We start from the raw sequence: 19422 nt of genomic DNA, 5'->3' as shown, positions 1-19422 counted from the left end.
AGAACGATCATTTTAAAAAGCACATTTTTTCATTTTTATAGCATGATGTATTGCCTAATTTTTGAATATTTATCATTTATTTTTTAGCTTTATTCGCTGCGCGTGGCGGTGATATTTCTCGCTCACCATTCCATACATCGACAAAATCCTTTTCATTGATATTATATAATTCTAATAAAGCTAAGATAACACCACCAAAAATTTCAGAATTTTGAGCATTATTTTCAAACTGAGAGATTTTATTTCGTAAGGTGTTTAAAATATCGTTAATTTCAAAACTACGATCCCGACCATTACTATCAATTGGATACATAGGGGTATTAATCACAATCGTGGCTAAACTTTTTTCAGCATCCGTTAGCTTGAGTTGGGCAATGGCTTGGTCTAAATTATCATTAAAAATGATGTCATCATCAATAAAGCTTTGGACTAAATGTTGATTTAATTTAGGCAGTGTTTTTTCCACAAAAGCTCTAAAAGAAATTGGAAAAATCACATTATGTGAAATGCCTTTAAACATCGGTGCAATTTCTTCGACTTTATAGCCAGCAACACCACATCCAACCGCAGTAATGAAATATTTGGTTTTAGGATGATTTTTGGTATAGATTTTAAAGTCATCAATATAGTGTTGAATTTGGGAAAGGGGCATTTGTTGTAAATGCTCATTCATCGTGGGAATGGCATAACTTTGTCCTGACCAGCCACGACCGACACCTTTCATTGCACCAAAATTTTGTAGTGCTATTTTTGCTGCTCCACCTTGATGTGTACCCGCCATATTGCTCCCAAAAACAAAAACAGTATCTTCGGGTAAGTGCTTAATAATACTTTCATCATGATATTGATAGGTCATGGCATTTCACATTTTTATCAGCGTATTTCCATGTTGCAGTTGAATACAGGGCAGGTCAAGTGAATTTACTTGAATATAAAGAATATATCCCCATTATTAAAAGCTCAAATACTTAACAATTTTCTTGCTATTATCGTTTGAGATCAGGCATTTCTGATTTTTATTTTAAAGAGCAAAATTTAAAGCATGCTCTATGGTTTATACAGGTATGTTTATTTGCATCTGATAAGCTATAGCATCCATAAAACATAGAGAGAGTTTATCTGTGAATGATCATCAGCCTTTTGAACTGGTAACATCATATAAGCCTGCCGGAGATCAACCGCAGGCGATTGAAAAGCTTGTGCAAGGGGTGGGTAAAGGTTATCACGATCAATTATTACTTGGCGTCACAGGTTCGGGTAAAACCTATACCATGGCCAATGTCATTTCACAGTTACAGCGACCGACGATTGTTATGGCGCATAACAAGACTTTGGCTGCGCAGTTGTATGGGGAGTTCAAATCATTTTTCCCCAACAATGCTGTCGAATATTTCGTGAGTTATTACGATTATTATCAGCCTGAGGCTTATGTACCATCTTCAGATACATTTATCGAAAAAGATTCTGCGATTAATGATCATATCGATCAGATGCGTCTTTCGGCAACGCGTTCATTATTAGAGCGTCGTGATGCGATTATTGTGGCATCCGTATCGGCTATTTATGGTTTGGGCGATCCAAATGCTTATATGAGCATGTTATTGCATATTGTGCAGGGTGATCGTATCAGCCGCGATGACATTATTCGTCGTTTGGTTGAGATGCAATATACGCGGAATGAATTGGAGTTTTTACGTGGTACTTATCGAATTCGCGGTGAAATTATTGATATTTTCCCTGCCGAGTCCGATCAACACGCGATTAGGATTGAATTATTTGATGATGAAGTGGATTCCATTCGTTGGTTTGATCCAATTAATGGGAAATTGGTGCGTAAAGCACCACGTGTCACCATTTATCCTAAAAGCCATTACGTTACGCCAAAAGATAATTTAACTCGTGCGATTGGTACCATTCGTGAAGAATTAGCAGAGCGCTTAATTTTCTTTAAAGAACACGATAAATTACTCGAAGCACAGCGGATTGAACAACGCACCCGTTATGACTTAGAGATGATGCAGCAGCTGGGTTATACCAATGGTATTGAAAACTATTCACGGCATTTATCTGGCCGGCCATCTGGTGAAGCACCCCCGACCTTATTTGATTATTTGCCAGATGATGCATTACTCATTATTGATGAATCGCATGTGACGGTGCCACAAATTGGCGCTATGTATAAAGGTGACCGTTCACGTAAAGAAAATTTAGTGAATTATGGATTTCGCTTACCCAGTGCCTTAGACAATCGCCCAATGCAATTTGAAGAGTGGGAGCGCATTGTTCCAACGACTATCTATGTCAGTGCTACACCAGCGAAATACGAATTAGAAAAATCTGAACAAATTGCAGAACAGGTGGTGCGTCCAACGGGATTGCTCGATCCTGAAATTGAAGTACGTCCAGTGCTTACACAAGTAGATGACGTTTTATCTGAGATTAACATTCGTGCAGCATTGAATGAGCGAGTTTTAATTACTACTTTGACCAAGCGTATGGCAGAAGATTTAACCTCTTACTTAAAAGAATATGGGGTGAAAGTCGCGTATTTACACTCCGATATTGATACGGTAGAACGAGTTAAGATCATTCATGAATTACGTACAGGCGTACATGATGTATTGATCGGAATTAACCTATTGCGTGAAGGGTTGGATATGCCTGAAGTATCTTTAGTGGCTATTTTAGATGCTGATAAAGAGGGATTCTTACGTTCAGAACGCGCATTGATTCAAACCATTGGACGAGCTGCACGTAATGTTAAGGGTAAAGCGATTTTGTATGCTGACCGCATTACTGAATCTATGCGTAAAGCGATCAAGGAAACGGAACGCCGTCGTGAAAAACAGATTGAATTTAATAAAGAACATGGCATTACTCCACGTAGTACTGTGCGCCAAGCAATTCGAGAAATTGATACGGGTGAAGTACTTGAAGATGATCAATTCGAAGATCCAATTATTGGTCAAGCTAAAGTATTAACGGCGGATGAACGTCATATTTTGTCTGATATGAAGTTATTTACCAAACACATGGCGAAGTTAGAAAAAGAGATGTTAAAGGCATCGAAAGAGTTGCAGTTTGAACAAGCAGCCCGTTTGCGTGATGAAATTGTAAGATTGAAAACACATATGTTGAAATAATCAGGTTACTTTTAGTTTTAAGGTACATTTCAATACAATACACACTTAAAAATACCTCTATCTTTCATAAAGCAAGAATAAAAAGATAGAGGTATGTGTAGCGTATTATGAATAATAATTTAATGACTTATACTACTGAAATAGGCATAAAAATCATCAGTTGTACTGTATTGATATCATCTTTTATGTGTATGCAATTGGCTTATGCTGAGAATCAGACATTACCTACTGTGGAAAGAGTAGAGCTAGATAAATATTTGGGCGTTTGGTATGAAATTGCACGGAAACCGATGTATTTTCAGAATCAGTGTGCCCGTGATGTCACTGCTCGATACACTGTAAATGTGAATGGGAATATTGCAATTGATAACCGTTGTTATGATGAGCGTGGCGTATTACAGCAAGCTTTAGGGGAGGCTTTTGTTGTGAATGAGCCTTTTAATAGTAAATTAAAAGTTGGATTTTTACCTGAGGCGATTCGCTGGGTTCCAATTATTAGAGGGGATTATTGGATTCTAAAATTGGATGAAAATTATCAAATGGCTTTAGTGGGAGAGCCTAGACGGAAATATTTATGGTTATTATCACGCGTACCTCATCCCGATAAGCTAATTGTGAATGAGTATTTACACTATGCACAAACACTTGGTTTTGATTTAAAAGATATTATTCGAACTGAACAAACTGAGCCCTAATGAGTTGTCAATAAACGACTTGGGAGGTGCGAAATTATGGAATTAAAAATAATTTAAATAGAGAATATATTCAATGATTCAGGATTATAGAAATAATCATTAAAACTGTCATTTTTACCGTAAAAGTTATAAATCCAAGATTGATCTACTGCATAGCTCCATTAAATTCAAATGCTAAAACTGAAATTATAAATAGTCCGTTAGATATTATTCACACTATTTAAGATTAAAAAATGGTTGATTTTTACTATTAAGATAACGTCTTTCTGTATAATAAATTTTTTCAGATGATGGGCTAAATTCGCGATGTTTAAAGGGATTGCATTGTCTGTGCTGGCATCTGCCACTTTTGGTGTTTTATATTTTTATACGCAATTATTAGGTGATTTTGATAGTCAGCAAACTTTTGGCTGGCGAATTATTTCAACTTTACCATTTCTGACTTTATTTATGTTGTTTAGTGGCGATATGGTTCATGTAAAAACCATTTTGCATAGAGTTATTCAAAAACCAATATTGTTATTAGCTTTAATAACCACTTCGCTTCTCAGTTGTTTTCAATTGTGGCTTTTTTTGTGGGGGCCAATGAATGGTCGGGGCTTACAGGTTTCTTTGGGCTATTTTCTTTTACCCTTAGTACTGGTTTTGGTTGGAAGCTTGGTTTATAAAGAAAAATTATCTAAATTCCAGATGTTTGCCGTAGTTTTTGCTTTTTTTGGTGTAGCCCATGAGTTTTGGCGCTTGGAAACAATTGCATGGGAAACGTTATCTGTTGCCGTAGGATATTCACTCTATTTTCTTATCCGTAAAAAACTTCATACTGATAATTTAGGCGGTTTTTGGTGGGATATCGTTATTTGTATGCCAATTGCAATATATTTTACCCAAATAGGGCTTATGCCTTATTTGAAATTTTTTGAAGTGCCGAGTTTGTTTTTAGTAGTAGCTGGTTTAGGTGTGTTAAGTGCAATTGGATTAGGTAGCTATATTTTGGCAAGTCGATTTTTGCCGATGACACTTTTCGGATTACTCAGTTATTTGGAACCTGTACTACTTGCGCTAGTCTCATTAGCTTTAGGTGAGAGTATTGGTACGGATGAATGGTTGACTTACATTCCGATTTGGTTTGCTGTTGCATTACTGGTTTTGGAAGGGATTCTACATTTGTATAAGCAACGAATAAGAACTCAAAATTTAACCAAAAATATTACTCAATTAGATAAAAAATTGTGATAATGAGCGATTGAAAGAGTGAATAACTCTGAATGTATGAGGAGGATCTGATGCTTTTTAATTATAAAAATAGCAATCAAGATAATAATTATGACTATTTTGTCAGTTTATAGTGAATATATCGGAAAAAGTACGTCACTGTATCAGCTTTTGATTCATTCTTTTTGAGAATTCCTTTACAATTGTCGGGTTTTGAAATTTAGTTTAGATATACATAAATAGAGGACGTATCTGTGAGCAAAGAGACTATCACCGCCCTACATGCAGAGCACCAAGGTCGCTGGAAAAACCGTGAAGAAATTGCGGAACGTATGATTGCGGTCATCGGTCAATTATACCGTGAGAAAAACATTGTCACTTCTGTTTACGGTCGTTCTTTAGTCAACCGTTCAGTTATTCAAATTTTGAAAGCACACCGTCGTACGCGTATGATGGATGTTGAACTTTCTGTTGTTCATACATTCCCTATCCTTGAAGCTCTAGCAAAATTAGAAAACATTGGTTCTGCTGAAGTTGATTTAGGTAAACTTGCAGTTGAATACAAAGAGCAAGGCGGCGATGTTGATGCATTTGTTGCTAAAGCAGTAAAATCACTAGAAGGTAATCCTGCTGCGGTTGAACCGAAAGATGTTGTTCTTTATGGTTTTGGTCGTATCGGTCGTATCCTTGCACGTTTGATTATTGGTCAATCTGGTTTGGGTCGTGGTTTAAACCTAAAAGCAATCGTAGTTCGTAAATCATCTGATGGTGATTTAGAAAAACGTGCATCTTTATTGCGTCGTGACTCAATTCATGGTCCATTTGCAGGGACAATTTCTGTAGATGAAGCCAATGAAGCCATCATTGCCAATGGTAACTTCATTAAAGTAATTTATGCATCTAGCCCTGCTGAAGTTGATTACACTGCATTTGGTATTAATAATGCATTAGTGATTGATAACACCGGTAAATGGCGTGATGCGGTAGGTCTTGCTGAACATTTAAAATGCCCAGGCGTGGCTCGTGTAGTCTTGACTGCTCCAAGTAAAGGCGAAATGAAAAATGTTGTTTATGGTGTAAATCATACTGATATTTTAGATGAAGATAAAATCATCTCTGCGGCAAGCTGTACCACCAATGCCATTACACCTGTACTTAAAGTGTTGAATGATAAGTATCATGTAATTAATGGTCATGTTGAAACAGTTCACTCGTTCACGAATGACCAAAACTTAATTGATAACTACCATAAAGCAGATCGTCGCGGTCGTGCTGCAACGTTAAATATGGTGATTACTGAAACTGGTGCTGCTAAAGCTGTTGCTAAAGCTTTACCACAGTTACAAGGTAAATTGACAGGGAACTCAGTACGTGTTCCTACACCAAACGTATCGCTTGCAATTCTTAATTTAACCCTTGAGAAAGAAGTAGATCGTGAAGCAGTAAACGAATATATTCGTCAAATTTCAATTAATTCAAACCTTCAAGGTCAGATTGGTTATACGAATTCGACTGAAGTTGTATCTTCTGACTTTATTGGTTCACGTACAGCAGGTGTATTTGATGCTCAGGCAACAATTACTTCTGGTACACGTTTAACTGCTTATGTGTGGTACGACAACGAAGTCGGTTATAGTTGTCAAGTATTACGTATTGCTGAACAAATGTGTGGCGTAAATTATCCAAAAGTTCCTGCTGAAACAAATGCATAATTTGTAGAAGCATAAAAAAAACCCGATTTTATATCGGGTTTTTTTATAACTAAAAATTTCTAAATTAGAGTGGTATTAGGTGATCTCATTATGCGTGGTACAACACCTTGATCTGATCTTGAATTAAAGTGGTTTTACGACCTAGAAGCTGTTCTAAATCTTTGCTGTCACTGAACATTGCATCTTTTGCTGTTTGCACATCAGCATCCACAATGACGTCTACTAATTCTTTTGGTAAGCCTGCTTGAGTGAGTGCTGTAGTATAGTCCTCAGGGCTGATGTTTTGATAATACACGGTCTTTCCTGATACATCCGCAATATAGTGTGCCAAATCAGTAAGTGTGAAACTGGTAGAACCAGCCAATTCATAAATTTTATTGCCATGACCTTCAGCTGTTAAAACTTTAGCTGCAGCTTCAGCATAATCTTGGCGTGAAGCAGAACTGATTTTCCCATCTTGTGCACTACCATAGAGGATGCCTTGTTCTACGGTATGTTGAACATTAGCCAAATAATTTTCGTTATACCAGTTATTACGTAACAAGGTGTATGCTAAACCACTTTGTTTAATTAGGGCTTCAGTTTCACGGTGCTCTTGAGCTAAACCCAATGGACTATGATCTGCATGAATTAAACTGGTATAGGCAATATAAGGAACTTTAGCCATTTGGGCTGCTTCAATAACTGCTTTATGTTGTGGTGTGCGACGTCCAATTTCATTGGCTGAAATGAGAAGTAGCTTGTCGATCCCGATTAATGCTGGTACTAATGTTTCAGCCTGATCATAATCAAAATGACGTAATTCAATGCCAAGTGCTGTTAAACTTTCAGCTTTAGCCTTGTTGCGAACTAAAGCAACAATATTCTGTGCTGGAATGTCTTTTAATAATGCTTGAATAACAAAGTGAGCGAGTTGACCAGTCGCACCAGTGATTGCAATTTTCATATTCCCACCATTTCAGTTGTGTATTTTTTAGACTTAGTGCTATTATCATAAATATTAAACTTACTAAATGTAAGTACGTACCTAAAAGTAAGCCTATTACTCTTTGGAGAGATTTAATGAGTGCTTATGTAACAAGTAAAATGATTGGTCAGGTTTTATCCAATGATTGCCCATCACGAGAAATATTGGAGCATTTAACCAGTAAGTGGTCAGTATTGGTTTTGCGCTGTCTAAGTGAAGGGGTGCAACGTTTTAGTGAATTAAGAAAGCGTATAGAGGGCGTAAGTGAAAAAATGCTGTCACAAACCTTAAAAATATTGGAGCAAGATGGTTTTATCTTGCGCACTGTTTATCCTGAAGTTCCACCTAAAGTAGAATATCAGCTCACAATTTTAGGCGCACAAGCAGCTGAAAAAATGAATTATTTGATTGGTTGGATTGAACGGAATTTACCTGAAATTTTAGAAAATAAAAATCGGTTATCAAAATAGTTTTAACTGGTTATCAACTTAACTATTTTAGCGCTAATCCAAAGACTATTTGATGGGATGATTTTTTTGATTATGCAGATAGTGATGCTAAACCTAGAAGTCTATTTCTTTTGATACTCATGCTAGATAGGCTGAGGTGTCTTTTAATATTGGACATTACAGTAAAACAGAACTGTAATTTTATGCATAAAACATACTTTAAGCGACAAAATTGGGTGTCGATAGCAAAATTCATGTAATGCTGAATAATACTATTCGAGAAATTCTTTAAAATATGGCAGAATATGCGGTTTTAAAGTATTTAGAGGATTGGCAGCATGCGCTTTGTTGATGAAGCAGTCATTACCGTAGAGGCTGGCGACGGTGGCAATGGCGTAGCCAGTTTTCGCCGTGAAAAATTCGTACCATTTGGTGGTCCAGATGGTGGTGATGGTGGTCGTGGTGGGATGGTTTATGTTCAAGCCGATGATGATACCAGTACACTTGTAGATTATCGTTATACGCGTAAATATCGTGCAGAGCGCGGGAAAAATGGGCGTGGTGCGAACTGTGCTGGTCGCGGTGGAGAAACGATCACTCTGAAAGTTCCAGTGGGAACGACTATTGTTGATACAGAATCAGGCGATATTATTGGTGACTTAGTCGCAGACGGTCAAAAAGTATTGGTTGCATTGGGTGGTGATGGCGGTTTGGGTAATACCCATTTTAAAACCTCAACCAACCGTTCACCACGTAAATGTACACATGGTATTAAAGGTGAATACCGTGAAATTCGTTTAGAGCTTAAAGTTCTTGCGGATGTTGGTTTACTGGGTATGCCAAATGCGGGTAAATCGACCTTTATTCGTGCGGTATCAGCAGCAAAACCAAAAGTTGCAGATTATCCATTTACCACGATGGTTCCAAACCTGGGTGTGGTTGATGCAGATCGTCATCGTTCGTTTGTTATGGCAGATATTCCAGGATTGATCGAAGGGGCTTCTGAAGGTGCTGGTTTAGGTATTCGTTTCCTTAAACATCTAGCACGTACCCGAATTTTGCTTCACATTGTGGATGTGCAACCGATTGATGGTTCAGATCCTGCATACAATGCTAAAGCGATCATGGATGAATTGAAAAAATTCTCTCCAACGTTGGCGCAATTACCTATTGTTTTAGTTTTGAATAAACTTGATCAGTTGGATGATGATACGCAGGAAGAATGGTGTAATCATATTCTTCAAGAATTACAATGGGATGGTCCGGTATTTAAAACTTCAGGTTTACTTGAAGAAGGGACAAAACCGGTTGTTTATTATTTAATGGATCAAATTGAACAACAACGTGAGTTGGAAGCTGAAGATCCTGAATATGCTGCGAAAATGAAAGCATTCCGTGATCAACTTGAAGCTGAAACACGTGAACAAACTCTTGCTGCCAAAGAAGCATATCGTGAAATGCGTCGTCAACAACGTCTTGCAGGAATATTGGGCGATGATGAAGATGAAGACGATGGTGAAGATGGCGATATGGAAGTGTTTTACGTACGTTAATTTCTGATAGATAAGTAGCTAGAAACGTAACTGAGGACAGGATGATAGAAGTGGTGGATGGGCAACGTCAGCTCAAGGATTGCAAACGAATCGTTGTTAAAATCGGATCATCTTTACTCACAGCAAATGGGCAAGGTTTAGATATACATGCTATTTCGCATTGGGTGGAACAAATTGCAGATCTACACAATGCGGGACATGAGATTATTCTAGTGTCCTCTGGTGCTGTGGCTGAAGGGATGGTGCGTATGAAACTTGATAGCCGACCCACCGATCTACCCAGTCTTCAGGCATGTGCTGCCATTGGTCAAATGGGGCTTATTCACACTTGGTCGAGTGTGCTAGAAAAGCATACTATTCAAACGGCGCAAGTTTTATTGACCCATGATGACTTAGCAGACCGCCGTCGTTACCTCAACTCGTGTGATGCATTGCAGAACTTAATTGATTGGAAGGTGATTCCTGTCATTAATGAAAATGATACCGTATCCACGGATGAAATTCGCTTTGGTGATAACGATACTTTGGCGGCGATGGTTGCTGGTCAAGTGCATGCTGATTTGCTCATTATCTTAACAGATCAACAAGGTATGTTTGATTCAGATCCACGTTCGAATCCGAATGCAAAATTGTTCTCTACTGTGCGTGCATTGGATGAAAGCTTATTTGATATGGCGGGTAGTGGTGGCAAGTTTGGTCGTGGCGGCATGTTGACCAAAGTTCGTGCTGCACGCTTGGCTGCAAAATCAGGTTGTCCAACGTTGATCGCCAGTGGTGAAAGTGACCAAGTGCTTGCTCGTTTAATGCGTGGTGAGATGCTAGGGACTTTATTCATTACAGACAATGACCGCATGACGGCACATCAACAGTGGTTAGCTGCACATTTGCAAACTGCTGGACGTTTGGTTTTAGATGATGGCGCTGTTAAAGCCATTAAAGAAAATCATCGTAGCTTATTACCTGTAGGGGTGAAAGCTGTTGAAGGGCATTTTGATCGTGGTGATGTGGTGGAATGTGTCGATACGCAAGGTCAACGTATTGCGGTTGGGCGAGTGAATTTTGGTTCACGTTCTGCTGAAATCGTGAAAGGTTTATCATCGGATAAAGTACATCAGGTTTTAGGTGAAGCACGTTCTTTGGAAATGATCCATCGTAATCACATGGCAATTTATTAAGTTTTATATGTATAAAAAACTCGCTTAATTTAAGCGAGTTTTTTTTCATATTCTAACAGTGGGAAGGTTTGATTTTCACCGACCATATATGCATGGCTCGCTAAACTTAGCATTGCTAAATCTTCTTTGCTATTGCCGTAAGCATAAATATTTTGGTATTGATTTAAATCATATTTTTCTAAAACACGCAGTCGTTTTTGATCGCAACTACAATCAGGAGAAGTATAATGGCCTGTGAACTTTTTATCTTTGATTTCAGTTTTGGTACAAATTAAATCAACATCTAAGAGTTGGCAGACTTGGTCTAAATATAAATCAATAGAAGCTGAAACAATGACAATATCATCATCATTATGTTTATGTTTTAAAAATTGCTGATAAATATCCTGATCTAATTGTGATAGCAATTTGGGTGCATATTCTGCTGCTAATTCTAAAATTTCATCTGCATTCGCATTGGAAAACATCGCATTGAATAATTTTGAACGCATTGCATGAGCAGGATAGATATTTAAATAATAAGCTTGAATCCATGGTAGAAGCTTTACACCTTGTTTAACGATATGTCGTTTAGACAAAGCATAAAAAATAAACCCTGTGAAACTGTCTTTTTTACACAGCGTTCCATCGAAGTCAAATAAGGCTAAGTTTTTATTCGTTTTGCGCGTTGCATGCATGTTTCATATCGTCCGTTTACGCGGCTTGCATACCAGTTTGTATTGTAATCACGGCTGAGTTTAGGGCCAGAGATGACCACTTCAGGCATGATGGCATAGATTGGATCTTTACCCGTTTTTTCTTTATAAATTTTAGAGACAGCAATATAGGTTTGAGTTTTTTCAAAAGATTTTTCTTTTTCTTTTTTTAAATCATTACGTAATTGCCTTGGTGTAACCAATACATTATTTTTGGAAAATAACGCCATTAGTGCTTTTTCTGTATCTGTAGTTGCTGGGCGAACGTCACCATTTTTATCATAGGATAATAAATCACCATCCAAGGTTAAATCGATTTCAGCTACTTTATTCACCATTTTTTGGAATGCAGAATTACGACTCGAATACATACCCGAGTTATAATCTGCAAAACGATAAATAGGTTTATTATAGTCAGCGGGATACATCATTAAACGATGGATTCCATAATAGAGTCCGCCATATTCTGTATATAAATCATCACGTAATTCATTGGTATTCATACTACTGCGCTTATTTTCTTTGGCGTAGTTAATATGTACTTGCATAGAGCCTAATGTGGTAATTGGATTTAATTTTTCAGCAAAATCCTGTCCAACCAGTTTGGCCGCACCCGTGAGAGCACTAACATGATAATGTTTTGACATGTAGTCGAAAATTTCACGATACAGTACATCTAGTTCTTTTTCATTTTTAACACGGCTCATCTGTTTTAGATAATTATCTGCAGGCGAGGGCTGGTTTTTCAAAACTTGCTCAAAATAGTCAGCAATTGGGCCACCAAGAGTAACGCCTAATTTATCTTCAAATTTTTCTTTGAGGCGAGTACTAACTTCATGGACAGCTTTTGCGCCTAGACCAGGAACATTGGGGTTGGCGACAAAGTTAGATTCTTGATCTACTACGGCAATGATAGTGCAAATATTATCTTTGCTACGTGGGATTTTTAATTCTTCTGAGATATCAAAAATATCTTGTGCCCATGCTTTACGATTATTGACACGACTAGGAATCAGTTGACGAATTTGTTCACTTTCCAGTTGAGGGTCATTGTCATTTGACCACCATGAACCATTACCACAAGCCGTTAATCCTAAGACCAATACGAGCAGACAAGAAGAGTGAAGAACACGATGATGAACCGATTTTTTCATATTGATGAAAACACATTTAGAAATGGAGGGGTCAAAATAAGCCGATGTAGTATACTATGATCATCGTCAAATGTATGAATATATATGTATATGGGTCGGTATCAACTGTCAAATTATTTAAACGTTGATCTGATCTACGGTTTGATAAAAATTTTATTGTTTAGGCTTTTTAGCTACTTTGATATCTTAATTTTTCAAACATAATTCAGTATATTTTAATTTTTAGATAGATCACTTCTTATAACGGTAATATCCATAGAATCACACTACGTATTTATTCTTATCATAGGCACTAATGCAATTCAGATGATATAGATTTATTCGCTTATAAGTAATTGTCTATGAATTCTAGTCATTGGAAGTTGAATGTAGATGATTAAGGTTACGCATTTAAATAACAGCATAAACATAAGTGAATATTTACCTATATATAGTTTGAGTTTTTAGATCAGAAGAATTTCGACTTTATTTGATTTATTATTTTTAAAATTTAAATGAAAATCATTGGTTTTATTCACTTGTTTTTTACTGTTTGATCTATTGTTAAGAAAATTTTAACGATTGTATCGTATTAAGTTATTAATTTTTATGATTTAAAAGTCACATGCTCTTTATCGGATTTTTATTTTTATTTTTGCTTGTTTTTTGTACAGTGTGGGTATGGTCATGAATGACCAAGTGTTTTTTGATTAAGGATAGAATAATGACTAAAAATCACGTATTAAAAAAATTAACCATAGCCACTTCATTCCTCGTTATAGCAAATATGAGTTATGCAGCAGAATTTAAACGGTTCTCGGTTTCCGCAGGCTGGATGCATGTTATGCCGCAAGGGAAAGCCAATCCTTTTAATATCAATACCGCAGTGGATTCTAAAAAGCAGTATGGTATTGGCGATATTTCTCAAGCAGGGTTCCTTAATTCAATTCCTGATACTGCTGTAATGGATGATGGTCAGGGTATTGGAAATATGATGCCAGCTAAACCATTTTTAACTGAGATATTTAAGCCAAATTCGATGGGCGGCAGCATGGCGCAGGCATTGGGATTCTTGGTTGATAATGATGATGTAGATTCAGATGTATCTGGTGCAATAACTGGTGATGCACAGCTTAATGGGATTGAGCAATGGACAGCACAAGGTACAGGCTTAGAAGCTGACAATGTCGATACTTTTGGTTTAATGCTTAATTATTACATCAATGATAATGTGTCATTGCAATTAATGGGAGGCATACCACCTAAAGTTGATATTAAAGGCAAGGGGGAAATTGTTGCAAATATGACAGGTCTAGCAACGCCTGGTGATATGCTTGCACCTTTATTTCCTAATGGCTTAGATATCGCTCAAGATATTCCAATTACTGATTTAGGTAATAAATCTAAAGCTGCGACTGTGCGTGCATGGACACCAGCACTTGAAGCTCAATATCAATTTGGTAAAGCAGGTGTTAACAAATTCAGACCATATATTGGTGCTGGGGTAATGTATGCACGCTTTACTGGCATTGAATTAGATTCACAAGTGAATAGAGATTTAGTCGCTGCAGGTCATATGGTTCAAAATATTTTAGATAATCAGGCTGGGGCAGCATTAGATGGTAAAAAATCATCGGCAAATCCTTATGTAAAAGTAAAAGCAGAGGATTCATTTGCACCAATTGTCAGTCTCGGAGCAACGTATGATATTAATGAAAATTGGTATGGAGTGGCATCAGTGTCTTATGCGAAACTAAATAATAAGACGACAATAGATGTAATAGATTCTAAAACTGGAAATCGTCTAATTCGTGGCTCAACAAAAGTTGATATTGATCCTTTAATCACATTTGTTGGTGTGGGTTATCGCTTCTAACAGTGATGTTGTTACGAGGAGATTCTAATAGGATCAACTCATTTGACATGGTGTTTTGTCTTCGCTTTGAATTGAATGCATGAGCGTATTTAAACTAAGTTGAAATTAATTTAGCGCAAAATTCTGAAAATAATTGTTAAAAAGACTCTCAATTGAGGGTCTTTTGCATTACAAATGTCGATAGGCTTTAATTTAAATCATTTAAAAAGCCTTCTTTGATTCCTCTAGGCATGTCTTTGTGCCACCATTCATATATTGAAGATTGAATATGTTAATCATTATCTAGGTCATTGAACGGTTCATCATCTTTACGAATAAGTTCATACCTTCGAATTTAAACCAAAACTCCCAAGGGTCATCGTCTCCGTAACCCCAAGCTTGGGTATGAATATCTGGAACTAAATTTTTTAGAAAGTCTAAAATGGCTTGCATGAACTCATCACCAGATGAACCATGTACAAAATGGGCAATTGAATATCCTTCAGAACGGTGAAGTGATTCTGAACCTAAGTCATATTCAACTTGATCTACAAGATCAATGAGGTCTTGTGCCAGTTCCGCACCATCAGTTGGATTAATTGTGATCACGAGTTGTTTAAATATTTCAGCATCACCTTGATGTTCTTTGAAAAGAGCATCTAATTTATGCATGATTTCTTGGTTAGCGTGTCTAAAGTATAGGTTGCTGTGAAGTTCCGTAGTGAGAGCGCCCCCCCCGAAATGTCAAAAGTATATAATGTAGGTTAATAGTGATTATTTTTTAAATGTTATAAATAACAAAGCTAAATATAGCGTGACTGATGAATAGAAGTACAGTTTGTAGCTGTTTTTTGGAAAATTTTCCGATTAATTTATCCAGATCTGATGATGTATCTAAGCGATAATGAATTAAATAGATCGAGTACTTGGATATTCAAAGTTTTACTTTTTTGTTATACCGAAAAAATTTCTAAATTTTCTATAATTTATACAATATTGTTATTGCGAAGCGTGGGCGTAAAATTCACGCTTTTAGTATATGGAGTATTCACTTAAAACGTTAACAATCATATGATTTTCGGGGTTTGACCACCATTGAGAATAACTACAGTCTGACTATTTTTTCCGGTAGCAATAACTTTTCCTTTGAGATTGAATGCTCGTACTATTCCAGTATCAACCTGATAACTAACAATATCATCCCCATTGCTTTCAATGTTACCGCCGATATTGATTTCTTCGACATCTCCTCCTTCTTTAATGCTTAACGGAATGGCAGGCAGAGTCACGTTTAGACCTTTGACTAATGAATTGCCAATTCCTCCGTGCGTATGGACATTACCGTGGACCGTCAATTTCCCAATTTTTTTACTAATTTGGATTCCTACTGAGCCATCACCATAGGTTGTGATCGATTGAAATTCAATATGATCCACTGTGCCATCATATTGGTTATAGCCGCGAGCGCCCAAACCATAAGTTTCTACAGCGCCTTCTACAATAAAATTTTTCACATAACCAAAATTAACGAAGCCAACACCGCTAGGACCATAAGAAATCACATTGCGCTTAATCAGCCAATTTTCAACACTGCCCCAAGTGTCGAGTACCATATCGTTGACACCATAGGTCACGATATCTCCTTCGTGTACTAACTCTTTCACCTCTGCACCATAAACTACAAATATTGCAGCGCTAATGATGTTAGCGACGCCGTATGGAATTTTCCCATTACTGTAAACCGCTTGAGTGGTGATTTTATTTGACAATACACGCCCCCCTTGATCACCGAAACCAGATATAAACATCCCAGAACCGATGACTGGTGCATTTTCACGACCAATCGTGAGGCCTTCTATGTTTAATTCAATCAAGCTATCAGGGTCACTATTGAAGTTGTATACGGTGAATGCACCTTGCAATACGTTTACACCATATTTTTGTGGTTGCTCAAGATAATGGCAGGTATTGGCAGCAATAATGTCTAAGTTACTCACATTAATACGTGCATTTTTTACACCGCTACGAGCAATAAATGAAAATTGTCCATTTAACGTGAGATTACTGAATTCGAATGTCCCTAAGTGATCATCAGCGGTGACGTTATAAATAGCACGATGTTCGCTAGGTGCTTGAATGACTAAATTATGAATTTGATTGTTACATGTGATCGCAAATCCATCACTATGAGAGAATGATATGCTAGGGAGTGTTCCATTTTCTTGTGCTTGGCCAATCAGTTGAACTGATGGGGGAAGCGTGATGCTCTGCAAGCTTAGAAAACTTCGGGTAACAGTAATATATTGTGCGCCATAGTCTATGGCTGCCTTTAATTCATTGAAACTACTAACTTTAATTTTAGTCATTGTATAAGGCCTAGTTGCTATTTTAGGAGGTGTTGTATAAAAAATGAAGAGTGAGTTGGTTGTATATAGATAGATTGCAGCTTTAATTTTTATGTAAACATTATAGCTACACTGATCATTCAAATATTACGACTTAATGCACTGTTTGTTATGTGTAATAAGTGTTCAATTAAGTACTTTTTGTATAAAAATAGATAAGTATAATGATCTACCTGTTTTTATATTTTTTTATCCATTTGAAGGCAGTGAGGGCTTGTACGAGATTTAGTTGTTAGGATTCATTTTTAAAGTTTCTATGTCTACACAATAGTGGTTTTTATCACGATGAGTTGAGTAGATGACCATCTTTTTACACTTTAATGTGGGGCTATTCCTATAAGTTGATCCTTGTTAAAAAGCATATTATATTTTTAGAAATAGAATTGAGATTACTAATAGTTGTTAGAGTACAAGACAAATAAAAATTAGAGAGAAATGTACAACTGAAAGTTTAAAGATGAATAGAAAATCATAAGAATTTTATGTGCTTAGCCGAGATAATATTTTGGTTAAGGATGTAGGCATATTGTATTTAAATAAGGCCATGCATCATAAAAAAGTGTTTTGTATGAGGCTTTATGATTAATTGTCACCTAATTTTAAATTTAGATTAATTTAGCTTTAGTGGGCGTATTACACAATTTATTTGTAGTCATCATAGATTAAAGATTATAAAATATGTAGGCTTACAAAAATATTCATTTTTTTAGAATATATTTTAAAACTTTCTTAATCCTATTTTTTGGATATATAGCATAATGAAAAAAAAATCTATTAACTATATTAGTTTGGTGATGCTTACAGGTTTAACACTATCTGCATGCGGAGGTGGTAGTAATTCTAATGATAACCAAGCAAATACATCAACAAATACAGATTTAAATATATCAGGAAAGCCACCTACAACAGTTACTCAAAATGTTTTAACCTTGCCTGTCGGTGAGTATAAAATACATGTTGTAGATATGGGTACAACAGCAAAATTTTATTCTATTTTAGAAAATCGTAAAACTCAAATAAACACGCTTTTATCAGAAGATATCAGCACACTTTTTCAACAAAATGATCAACATAAGCCAGTATGGAATGGGTGGCAAGAATATATATTAACCAAAGACAAATTGTATTATTCAGAAAAAAGTCAACATCCGATGTATATCCTAAAAAATACTGATTCAACACTAGTGCTTGGTTATGATGTTGATGGTAGTGGCTTAACAAAAACAGTTAAATTCAAAAATATTGATCTTTCTAATGAAAGTGTGCATTCTTCAAAAGTTACAATTGACTTACTTAGCTCCCTTGATCGGGTTAATGAAAATGATTCTAACTATATCAAAATGAAAAATCGATTTACTCAACTTTCAAATACTTTTGAAAAAGGGGCAATCTGTCATCAATATTTAACACAACAATATAATCAACCAAATATCATTTTTGATGAGTTGTCTGGTAATAGCAATGAAACTTTAGACGAATGGGTGGTTGAACAAAAAAATCAAAACTATACTGTTGTTCAGGAAACTTGGGCAGGATTTAGAGTTGCTTATATAACTAATAATCAAGAAAGAAATCTCTATAAGGGAATGAGATATAGAGATCCCGTCGTTATTGAAATGAATGGGAAATTACATAATGGAACATATGATCCTTTAAGAACATTTGATTATAAGGATGAGTACGGATATAAGGACTTTAATGCTGGCATATGTAATATTTACAATGAATCTGCGACTAATACCTTAAGTAGAGCTATACAAAGTTTACCTAAAAACTAAAGTGTATTGATATTTTTGTATAAATAGTGAGTAAGTCAAATTCAAAAATGACTATTTATGTTTTGAAATTTTCTTACAATCCACATAAAACGAACTAGAAGCGAGAGTTTTAGGCTTTCGTTTCTTATATAAAATGCTTACTTTTATCCTATTTATTAAAACTCGCCTAAACGTATCCGTATGTATAAAGCTGCATTGAGATGACGCATATCTTTGAATGTGATTAGGGATAAAAAATTCATTCCTTTTGATAGATTCCCTTATTTCAGAATTTAGTATGATTTAAAAATTTTGTCGCGTTAATGAATGGATATTTTTCTCTGATATCTCTAAACTAGCAATGAAATGAATTGCACTATTCTTTGTTCTTGTGAAACTATCCGCTGTGTCTAAATCTTATTTGATGAATCCAGCTAAGGTTCTATGTTTTAACTCAGTTTTGGGGTTAAGCATTTTTTCAGAATTTAATTCCATCCCAGCTTCAGTTCGTTTTATCCATTCGTCTGCAAACGATTTTTGTGCTGAAAGTTTTTGAGACCTTGAAATCAGGATAACCATCTTGTTGAACACGCACCTGAGCACGATAACGTATAGTTCCATCTTTTATTGGTGTTTGGTAATCGTATCTATATAATTTACATCCTACTTTT

Annotated in this window: 14 protein-coding genes and 2 pseudogenes; 9 read left to right on the top strand and 7 right to left on the bottom strand. The window is 36.1% G+C overall.

The features are described from left to right. Positions 1–76: 76 nt before the first annotated feature. Complete coding sequence (locus B9T28_RS04565) at positions 77–856, bottom strand: A1S_2505 family phage non-structural protein (protein WP_086202769.1); 780 nt, start codon at positions 854–856, stop codon at positions 77–79. A 265-nt stretch (positions 857–1121) separates the two neighbouring features. Between B9T28_RS04565 and uvrB the strand changes: the two genes are divergently transcribed. The 4 genes from uvrB (at position 1122) to B9T28_RS04545 (ending at position 6762) form a co-directional block, all read left to right on the top strand. Next, complete coding sequence (gene uvrB / locus B9T28_RS04560; RefSeq protein ID WP_086202768.1) at positions 1122–3143, top strand: excinuclease ABC subunit UvrB; 2022 nt, start codon at positions 1122–1124, stop codon at positions 3141–3143. Between the two features lie 107 nt (positions 3144–3250). Further along, complete coding sequence (locus B9T28_RS04555; RefSeq protein ID WP_086202767.1) at positions 3251–3838, top strand: lipocalin family protein; 588 nt, start codon at positions 3251–3253, stop codon at positions 3836–3838. Positions 3839–4144: 306 nt separating this feature from the next. Continuing rightward, a complete protein-coding gene (gene rarD, locus B9T28_RS04550; RefSeq protein ID WP_086202766.1) occupies positions 4145–5071 on the top strand; it encodes an EamA family transporter RarD in 927 nt (308 codons plus the stop codon). Between the two features lie 233 nt (positions 5072–5304). Next, complete coding sequence (locus B9T28_RS04545) at positions 5305–6762, top strand: glyceraldehyde-3-phosphate dehydrogenase (RefSeq protein WP_086202765.1); 1458 nt, start codon at positions 5305–5307, stop codon at positions 6760–6762. An 88-nt stretch (positions 6763–6850) separates the two neighbouring features. Here B9T28_RS04545 and B9T28_RS04540 read toward each other — a convergent pair whose 3' ends face one another. Beyond that, entirely contained in the window at positions 6851–7708 is an 858-nt protein-coding gene (locus tag B9T28_RS04540) for an SDR family oxidoreductase (protein WP_086202764.1), read from the bottom strand. Between the two features lie 116 nt (positions 7709–7824). On the opposite strand from B9T28_RS04540, the gene B9T28_RS04535 reads away from it, so the two are divergent. The 3 genes from B9T28_RS04535 to proB all read left to right on the top strand — a co-directional run bounded on the left by B9T28_RS04535 (position 7825) and on the right by proB (position 10906). Next, on the top strand, positions 7825–8199 hold the full coding sequence (locus B9T28_RS04535; protein ID WP_086202763.1) for a winged helix-turn-helix transcriptional regulator: 375 nt from the start codon (positions 7825–7827) through the stop codon (positions 8197–8199). A gap of 317 nt (positions 8200–8516) precedes the next feature. Then, complete coding sequence (gene cgtA / locus B9T28_RS04530; protein WP_086202762.1) at positions 8517–9731, top strand: Obg family GTPase CgtA; 1215 nt, start codon at positions 8517–8519, stop codon at positions 9729–9731. Positions 9732–9772: 41 nt separating this feature from the next. Further along, positions 9773–10906: a glutamate 5-kinase gene (gene proB / locus B9T28_RS04525; RefSeq protein WP_086202761.1), complete on the top strand. Its 1134-nt coding sequence runs from the start codon at positions 9773–9775 to the stop codon at positions 10904–10906. A 29-nt stretch (positions 10907–10935) separates the two neighbouring features. Here the strand turns inward: proB and B9T28_RS04520 are convergent, their stop codons facing one another. Further along, the gene (locus B9T28_RS04520) at positions 10936–11583 is read right to left on the bottom strand and encodes an HAD-IB family phosphatase (protein WP_086202760.1); all 648 of its coding nucleotides are present in this window, start codon (positions 11581–11583) and stop codon (positions 10936–10938) included. After that, entirely contained in the window at positions 11550–12755 is a 1206-nt protein-coding gene (locus tag B9T28_RS04515; RefSeq protein ID WP_086202759.1) for a DUF1615 family protein, read from the bottom strand. Before B9T28_RS04515 ends, B9T28_RS04520 begins: the two co-directional genes overlap by 34 nt. A 703-nt stretch (positions 12756–13458) precedes the next feature. Here B9T28_RS04515 and B9T28_RS04510 point away from each other — a divergent pair. After that, positions 13459–14610 carry an OmpW/AlkL family protein gene (locus B9T28_RS04510; protein WP_086202758.1) on the top strand — a complete coding sequence of 384 codons (1152 nt, stop codon included), beginning with the start codon at positions 13459–13461 and terminating at the stop codon, positions 14608–14610. A 187-nt stretch (positions 14611–14797) separates the two neighbouring features. On the opposite strand, the pseudogene B9T28_RS04505 reads toward B9T28_RS04510, so the two are convergent. Beyond that, positions 14798–15261 (bottom strand): annotated as a pseudogene (locus B9T28_RS04505) (hypothetical protein). 395 nt (positions 15262–15656) lie between these two features. Next, positions 15657–16955, bottom strand: a complete 1299-nt coding sequence (locus B9T28_RS04500) for a hypothetical protein (RefSeq protein WP_252053482.1) — start codon at positions 16953–16955, stop codon at positions 15657–15659. A gap of 797 nt (positions 16956–17752) precedes the next feature. On the opposite strand from B9T28_RS04500, the gene B9T28_RS04495 reads away from it, so the two are divergent. Then, the gene (locus B9T28_RS04495; protein ID WP_086202757.1) at positions 17753–18772 is read left to right on the top strand and encodes a hypothetical protein; all 1020 of its coding nucleotides are present in this window, start codon (positions 17753–17755) and stop codon (positions 18770–18772) included. Positions 18773–19057: 285 nt separating this feature from the next. Here B9T28_RS04495 and B9T28_RS15180 read toward each other — a convergent pair. Further along, positions 19058–19402 (bottom strand): annotated as a pseudogene (locus B9T28_RS15180) (tyrosine-type recombinase/integrase); the annotation flags it as partial. Between the last annotated feature and the right edge of the window lie 20 nt (positions 19403–19422).

It is taken from the genome of Acinetobacter silvestris (assembly GCF_002135235.1).
Taxonomy (GTDB): domain Bacteria; phylum Pseudomonadota; class Gammaproteobacteria; order Pseudomonadales; family Moraxellaceae; genus Acinetobacter; species Acinetobacter silvestris.
This window is presented reverse-complemented; position numbering and strand designations above follow the sequence as displayed.

What these genes read in the sequence shown, in the direction of transcription:
- B9T28_RS04555 (WP_086202767.1), top strand. Translation starts at nt 3,251, where the DNA reads ATGAATAATAATTTAATGACTTATACTACTGAAATAGGCATAAAAATC.
- B9T28_RS04535 (WP_086202763.1), top strand. Translation starts at nt 7,825, where the DNA reads ATGAGTGCTTATGTAACAAGTAAAATGATTGGTCAGGTTTTATCCAAT.
- B9T28_RS04565 (WP_086202769.1), bottom strand. Translation starts at nt 856, where the DNA reads ATGACCTATCAATATCATGATGAAAGTATTATTAAGCACTTACCCGAA.
- proB (WP_086202761.1), top strand. Translation starts at nt 9,773, where the DNA reads ATGATAGAAGTGGTGGATGGGCAACGTCAGCTCAAGGATTGCAAACGA.
- B9T28_RS04500 (WP_252053482.1), bottom strand. Translation starts at nt 16,955, where the DNA reads ATGACTAAAATTAAAGTTAGTAGTTTCAATGAATTAAAGGCAGCCATA.
- rarD (WP_086202766.1), top strand. Translation starts at nt 4,145, where the DNA reads ATGTTTAAAGGGATTGCATTGTCTGTGCTGGCATCTGCCACTTTTGGT.
- B9T28_RS04540 (WP_086202764.1), bottom strand. Translation starts at nt 7,708, where the DNA reads ATGAAAATTGCAATCACTGGTGCGACTGGTCAACTCGCTCACTTTGTT.
- B9T28_RS04515 (WP_086202759.1), bottom strand. Translation starts at nt 12,755, where the DNA reads ATGAAAAAATCGGTTCATCATCGTGTTCTTCACTCTTCTTGTCTGCTC.
- B9T28_RS04495 (WP_086202757.1), top strand. Translation starts at nt 17,753, where the DNA reads ATGAAAAAAAAATCTATTAACTATATTAGTTTGGTGATGCTTACAGGT.
- B9T28_RS04510 (WP_086202758.1), top strand. Translation starts at nt 13,459, where the DNA reads ATGACTAAAAATCACGTATTAAAAAAATTAACCATAGCCACTTCATTC.
- B9T28_RS04520 (WP_086202760.1), bottom strand. Translation starts at nt 11,583, where the DNA reads ATGCATGCAACGCGCAAAACGAATAAAAACTTAGCCTTATTTGACTTC.
- cgtA (WP_086202762.1), top strand. Translation starts at nt 8,517, where the DNA reads ATGCGCTTTGTTGATGAAGCAGTCATTACCGTAGAGGCTGGCGACGGT.